The organism is Aquabacterium sp. (assembly GCF_004297345.1).
Taxonomy (GTDB): domain Bacteria; phylum Pseudomonadota; class Gammaproteobacteria; order Burkholderiales; family Burkholderiaceae_C; genus Aquabacterium.
The window spans coordinates 1-5,965 of the sequence record NZ_SCTN01000165.1 but is presented as its reverse complement, the minus strand read 5'-3'; the positions used below and the strand labels follow the sequence as shown (position 1 = coordinate 5,965).

The 5,965-nt window shown below is 56.3% G+C and carries 5 protein-coding genes; 2 read left to right on the top strand and 3 right to left on the bottom strand.

Annotated elements, in window-relative coordinates; all coding sequences use genetic code 11:
* Positions 1-245: 245 nt before the first annotated feature.
* Together EPO09_RS05585 and EPO09_RS05580 are read right to left on the bottom strand one after the other, a co-directional pair.
* Entirely contained in the window at positions 246-1,250 is a 1,005-nt protein-coding gene (locus tag EPO09_RS05585; protein WP_290641023.1) for a hypothetical protein, read from the bottom strand.
* Between the two features lie 12 nt (positions 1,251-1,262).
* Positions 1,263-3,278, bottom strand: a complete 2,016-nt coding sequence (locus tag EPO09_RS05580; protein WP_290641021.1) for a tetratricopeptide repeat protein — start codon at positions 3,276-3,278, stop codon at positions 1,263-1,265.
* Positions 3,279-3,729: 451 nt separating this feature from the next.
* Here EPO09_RS05580 and EPO09_RS05575 point away from each other — a divergent pair, with 451 nt between their 5' ends.
* The gene (locus EPO09_RS05575; protein ID WP_290641019.1) at positions 3,730-4,071 is read left to right on the top strand and encodes a hypothetical protein; all 342 of its coding nucleotides are present in this window, start codon (positions 3,730-3,732) and stop codon (positions 4,069-4,071) included.
* A 15-nt stretch (positions 4,072-4,086) separates the two neighbouring features.
* Here EPO09_RS05575 and EPO09_RS05570 read toward each other — a convergent pair whose 3' ends face one another.
* Positions 4,087-4,335: a hypothetical protein gene (locus EPO09_RS05570; RefSeq protein ID WP_290641017.1), complete on the bottom strand. Its 249-nt coding sequence runs from the start codon at positions 4,333-4,335 to the stop codon at positions 4,087-4,089.
* A gap of 862 nt (positions 4,336-5,197) precedes the next feature.
* Between EPO09_RS05570 and EPO09_RS05565 the strand changes: the two genes are divergently transcribed.
* Complete coding sequence (locus EPO09_RS05565) at positions 5,198-5,755, top strand: acyl-homoserine-lactone synthase (RefSeq protein ID WP_290641015.1); 558 nt, start codon at positions 5,198-5,200, stop codon at positions 5,753-5,755.
* Positions 5,756-5,965 lie beyond the last annotated feature (210 nt).

Below are 5,965 nucleotides of genomic sequence, written 5' to 3'. Positions count from 1 at the left end.
GCTTCCTGGCTCAGACCGAGTTGATGCCGCCTGGCCTTGAGCGCCTCGGCATCCAGCCGAACCCGACCCGCAGTAGGGGTGACCGTCAGCGACGCGTCATTCATAACCTGATTGTGTGATTTGTGATGATGTGAACGCCATACCTTCTCTCACATCAAGGCACGACCCGTGTACTGCGGCGCGGAGTGTAGAAGAGGCTTACGCAGTCATCACTGAACGAAAGTCACACGACAGGCATATGGCGCTCACGACGAGCTGACCTCGACCATCGCATCACCCACCGACTGCGAAGTGAGCAGCAGGTACGCCACGCACCAGTTCAATGGTTGATACAGGCGCAACTCGTGGAGCAGACCGAACACCAGCAAAGAAGCGAAATACAGCGACAAGGCAACGCCCAGCCCGACGAGTTGCGGTGCACGACGGCTGATGCCGACCTGGATGAACCACAGCATGGACACGCCATAGACAGCCAGAATGAACAGGATAGGCGAGGCTTGCTCGACCATGGTGGCCAGCAGGCGCAAGTTGATGGCCAGATTGATGTGGTTTTCGAAGATGGCATGTGAGGCGTCAACGCCCACACCAGACAGGGACGAGTAACCGAACAACAGCTTGCGCAAGCCCTCCGTCACAAGCAGCACGGCCACCAATGCCAGCACACCACCCTTGATCCAACGGCGGCCTTGTGCCGCATCCTGGCGGAGCAACAGCGCACCGCAGACCAGCGGATACAAGCACATGAACAGCGCGCTTTCCCGATTGAAGGCAGACACGACAATCAGCAGCAACACCGCCTTCAGGGATGCCCGATTGATGGCCATCCAGGACAAGGCCAGCCAACAGGCCGCCTCGGTGAAGTCCCATGTGTAAGACCACCTGTGGTGCTCCAGGATCCACAACAGACCGCACGCCGCCACCGCCAGCACGCCCAGCAGGTGATGCCCGGTCCGGCGCCACACCAGCAAAAACAGGGCGGCATTCAACGCGAAGAGCGCGTATTGCACAAACAGCGTCATCGGTTGATACGAGAACCAACCCATCACATGCACCAGTGCCGGGGACAGGATGCGGTTCTGGTAGGCCCGCCAATGAGGCGTCCCGCTGAGCACGCCGCGCGCGGCATCAATCAGCTGATCGATGTTTTCCGCATGCGTTTGCTGCCAACTGCTGACTTGCCATTGCGCCAGCACCATCACACACAGTGCAGACAGGAAAAAAAGCCATGATCGGGAAGAGGTTGCTGGCATGACGTATCCCGGTCAGTGCATGGCACGGGCTGTCAGTGCTTGCCCCACATCACGCAAAGGATCGGCCCATTGGCCTGCAGTGATCTGACGGAACAGGCGGGTGGCGGGATACCAGGGCGTGTCATGCCGCTGCAAAAGCCAGCGCCAATCCGGCATCTTCGCCAGCAAGAGCCATACGGGCTTGCCCAAGGCTCCGGCCAGATGCGCGATCGACGTATCAACCGAGATCACCACATCCATCTGAGCGACCAAAGCTGCCGTGGCGTCGAAATCCTGTAAGGCATCTTCCAGCAGAATCACGTCATGACGTGCGCGCAGCGTGGCCATGTCTGAGTCACGTATGTCTTTTTGCAAGACATAGAACTGCGGCCCCTGGGGCAATGCATCCAGCAATGTCGCCAGTGGCATGGAGCGATTGTGATCATCCCTGTGCATGGCGTTGCCTGACCAGACCAAGCCCACACGCTGCTTCACATTGGCACCCAGCCTGTTGGCCATGCGCTGAACCAATGCCGGATCAGCCGTCAAGTAAGCAGGCACCGTCGGCACGGTATCCGGCGTCGTCTTGAAAGCCATAGGCAAACTCATCAAAGGGCAGTGGGTATCGAAAGCGGGCAGCGCCTGCCCTTGCGCAACGATCTGGGCCACCCCATCCAGACTGCTCATCAGATGGACCAAAGGTGGCTGAACCTCCAGCACCACGCGCGCACCCAGTGCGGCCACCTGCGTGACATAACGGCAGAACTGAATGGTGTCACCCAAGCCTTGCTCAGCGTGCAGCAAGATAGTGCGCCCCCGCAGATCGGCTTGCCCATCCCATTGCGGCTGGATGAACGCGCGCTTGGCAGAGGCGATATGCGCTTTCTTCCAGCGCCACTCCAACAAGGGCAAGCCAGTAGCCCAGTCGCCTTGCAATGTGGCGACCCAGCCTTGCGACCATCTCGCCTCGGCATTGTCGGGCTGCAAGCTTGACGCCTTGGCAAACGCCTCACGCGCCTCCGTCAAGCGCCCTTGGTCCATCAGCGCGTTACCCTTGTTCTGCCATGCGCCAGCGTGATGAGGATGACTTTGCAAGACACGATCACACAATGTCAGCGCCTCTTGCAAACGCCCCGCCTCACGCCAGGCCCCTGCCAGATTGGACTGCACGTCCGAATGCTGGGGCTGATAACTCAGTGCCTTGTCAAAGCTGGCAGCAGCCTCATTCAACCGGCGCAGCTTCAACAAGGCATTGCCGCGATTGGCCCAGACGGCAAACTGATCAGGTTGAAGTGTCAACGCCCGGTCGAAACTGGCCAGTGCGTATTCCATGCGCCCAAGGGCCAACAGCGCGTCACCACGCAGCGCATAGACCGCAGGGCGCTCTACCTTGAGCAAGATCACTTGGTCATAGCTGGCCAATGCTTCTTCGTAGCGCTGCAGCTCAGACAAGGCATACCCGCGGTTGATCAGGGCCGCGACATGCTGGGGCTGCAAGGCCAACGCTTTGTCGAGCGCCACAATGGCCTCGTCATAGTGCTGCCAACCATACAGCGCCGCGCCTTGGCTGGCGAGCGCCTCAACGTGCCCGGGTTGCAAAGCGAGAACCTGCGCGAAACTTTGCACCGCCTGCGGCCATTGACTCATGGCCTGGAGCGCACAACCACGGCCAAAATGAGCCTCTACGTAATCTGGCGCCAGGCTGATGGCTTTGTCGAAACAGGCCAAAGCTTTTTCAGGCTGCTTCATCTCCAGTCTGGCAGCCCCAAGATTCACCTGCGCCATGTCCACATCGGGATCCATCGCCAAGGCTTGCTCGATGAGTTCGGCGCCCTTGGCAAAGTCCTTGCGTTGAAGGGCAATCACACCGAGCAGGTGCAGCGCGTCAAACTGTTGAGGATCTTGCTGGAGCACTTGTTCCAGCACCTGTCTTGCTGCATCCAGCCGGCCTGCGCCCAAATCGGCCTCAGCCTGATCCAGCATGGCATCCAGCACATCCGGGTCCATGGGGACGGTCGGAAAAGGAGAGGGACGAAGATCTGGTTGCATGATGGATCTACTGGCTAGGAAGCGGCAAAACAAGGTCGCATACTAAGCCACAGTCAACATGAACCTGCTCGGGCCTTTCCTGGTGGTACCAGGAAGCCAAGTGCTTGAATTATTGGCGCGCCCGGCTGGGATCGAACCAAGCACCTCGGTCTTAGGAGGCCAGGGATGAAGATCCTCACAGATTCAAAGCCACCCAATGCCCATTGACTTGCCTAGTATGCATGGACCGTAAAGTTCTATGGCACCCGAGAACGCCTGTCCTTACGACACCAGCAGAACATTCATGGCACACGACCTTAAAAAACTGAGCGAAACAAGCTGCCAGCCAGACGAGAACCCTACCAGGCACACTTGAAAGTGGTTTGCACTTTGGATTCCATGCCATGAGCGACGGCAACGGCAACTGATTCGTCAGACAGCATGAGGGCATCAAAACAACTTATCAGGCGCAATGGAAAAAGCGGCCGCCGTAGAGGCCGCCTGCAAGCACTGCACCACTCACCTGCGTACAGCCAAAGGCAACAAAGCTGCGAATGATGCAGAAGGCCGCTTCAAACGATTGCAGGACAACATCAACTTCGGCAAGATCAGTTTGGACAAGCTGAGTCCGATAGAAGTCAAAGCCAAGCTTGACAAACAGACTCTCAAGTGCGGAGTAGACGACGACAAGGTGTCGTCGAGCAAGTCAGCGCATTCGTGCTGGATTTCTCTGCTATTGCAACTGCTGCGGACAGCCTTCCTGCATTGGCGCGATCCTGGCCATGCAACTGGCGATTGCTACCGTCCACATTGAAGCCTGCCTGGCTCCTTACGCACATCCAGCAGTTGCGCTGCCAATCGCCGCATCAGTCGCTGTGCCAAAAACCTGCACAAGCAACTTGCCCTCCCAACTGCCTTGATGCATACGTACCGTATCGTACTGCCCCTGTGCGGGGTCCACAGGGTGGCAACCATTGCAGTGGTTGTTGCTGGTCATGGACTTTCCACCGATAACCAACTTGAAGCCATCGGATGGACGATCACCGAAATAGAAGTCCTTGCCACGTTGCTGAGCCACTGTCAGGGATCCGCCCAGATTGTGGATGGGTCAGGAGGCAATTGCACCTGTGAACAGGAGCCTGAGAAGGTCCGCATGTCGTCGACCTCGCTCATGTGCGGCCGCGTTGCCCTGCAGTCCAGCAAAGGCCACCAAGAAGTTCTTGGACGACATGTTGGCATCGTGACGCGAACGCCGAAGATGCCGTTGGAGCGGTCACCACGCCAGTGCATGGCGCCTTAGATCTAGAAAGCAACAACGCGAGACCAAAGAAGGAAAGCGATGGATTCTTCGCATGAATATCCAGCGCTCGTTAGCTCGTTAAATCAGGGGCGAAATAGCGAACGACATCAATTGATCGCCACAAGGGAAACCAGACAAATAGTCGACTCCGGGCCAGATCGCACCAACATGCAGCAGTCACCCCTTATTCACGGGGCGGGTAAATCGGTCCACTGATCCAATCACCTCGACAAGGTGCAACTCATGCACCAAATCCATGAATCCAACAGCCGAATAAAACAGCATTGGTTGCATTTGTATTGATGTCCTTACATTTCCGTCAAATACCCCCCTTCTGGGGGAGCGAATGTGAAGATTGAATGACAACAGCCTTATAGGGTTTTGCATACTTTGACAGTTGCGCCCCGCCTGTCAGGCACATCTAATAAGCATCAATTACAAATCAAAAAGGGACTGCATGAAGAACACCAAATCCAAACAACAGCACGACAGCGCCTGACGGCGCGCAATTCGCCTCCCTTGGTTCATATCCTCGTCAGAAATGGCTTGAGGACGAATTGCCACGCCTCGCGGCATTAACCCTGAATATCTGAACCCGCACAACGCACCTCACGAGGTGCGCTCGTTATATCCAATCGCCATGAATATCATCACTGGAGCACAGGAAGGTTTGCCACAAGGCTTGTACAACGAACTGGGCACATATCGTCACAGTGTCTTCGTTGAACTACTAGGCTGGGATCTCGAAACACCGGAAGGATTCGAAGAGGATCAGTTTGATCGCCCCGACACTGAATATATCGTGGCCAAAAATTCAGAGGATGCCATTATTGGCTGCGCCCGCCTGCTGCCGACAGCACGCCCTTATCTGCTTGGCGAGGTATTTCCGGAACTACTGGACGGTGCCGAGCCACCTTGCCTCCCTGACGTTTGGGAATTATCCAGATTTGCCGCAACCGACCTGAGAGGCGGCACACAAGTCGAATATGGAAAGACTTCCTCCATCGTCGCTGTTGCACTACTCAGAAATACCGTGAAACGAGCTGCGGAATTGGGCGCAAAGAACCTGATTGCCGTGGTATCCCTTGGCGCTGAACGGTTGATGAAACTCGCGAATTTTCAAGTTCACCGGGCAGGCCCACCAATGGTTCTCCGCGGTCACCCGCTGGTCGCATGCTGGATAGAAGTCACCGCATGAAAAATCACACACCCCAATTCGGGCATCACGCCCTTTGGCAAAAAAGGCGATCACCCTAATAAATAGCCCCAGGCCACCATCTGCACTTACGAGATGTCAACGCGCCAACAGTCATTTCATTAATTTATTTAAAAATTCCGGGAGTCGAGTCATGAAAGTTCTAGTTACTTGCTGTCCAACTTATGGTCATTTCTTCCCTATGGTCCCATT

Bases quoted from the DNA above. Each gene is read 5' to 3' on its own strand.
- EPO09_RS05565 (WP_290641015.1), top strand. From the start codon at position 5,198: ATGAATATCATCACTGGAGCACAGGAAGGTTTGCCACAAGGCTTGTAC.
- EPO09_RS05585 (WP_290641023.1), bottom strand. From the start codon at position 1,250: ATGCCAGCAACCTCTTCCCGATCATGGCTTTTTTTCCTGTCTGCACTG.
- EPO09_RS05575 (WP_290641019.1), top strand. From the start codon at position 3,730: ATGGAAAAAGCGGCCGCCGTAGAGGCCGCCTGCAAGCACTGCACCACT.
- EPO09_RS05580 (WP_290641021.1), bottom strand. From the start codon at position 3,278: ATGCAACCAGATCTTCGTCCCTCTCCTTTTCCGACCGTCCCCATGGAC.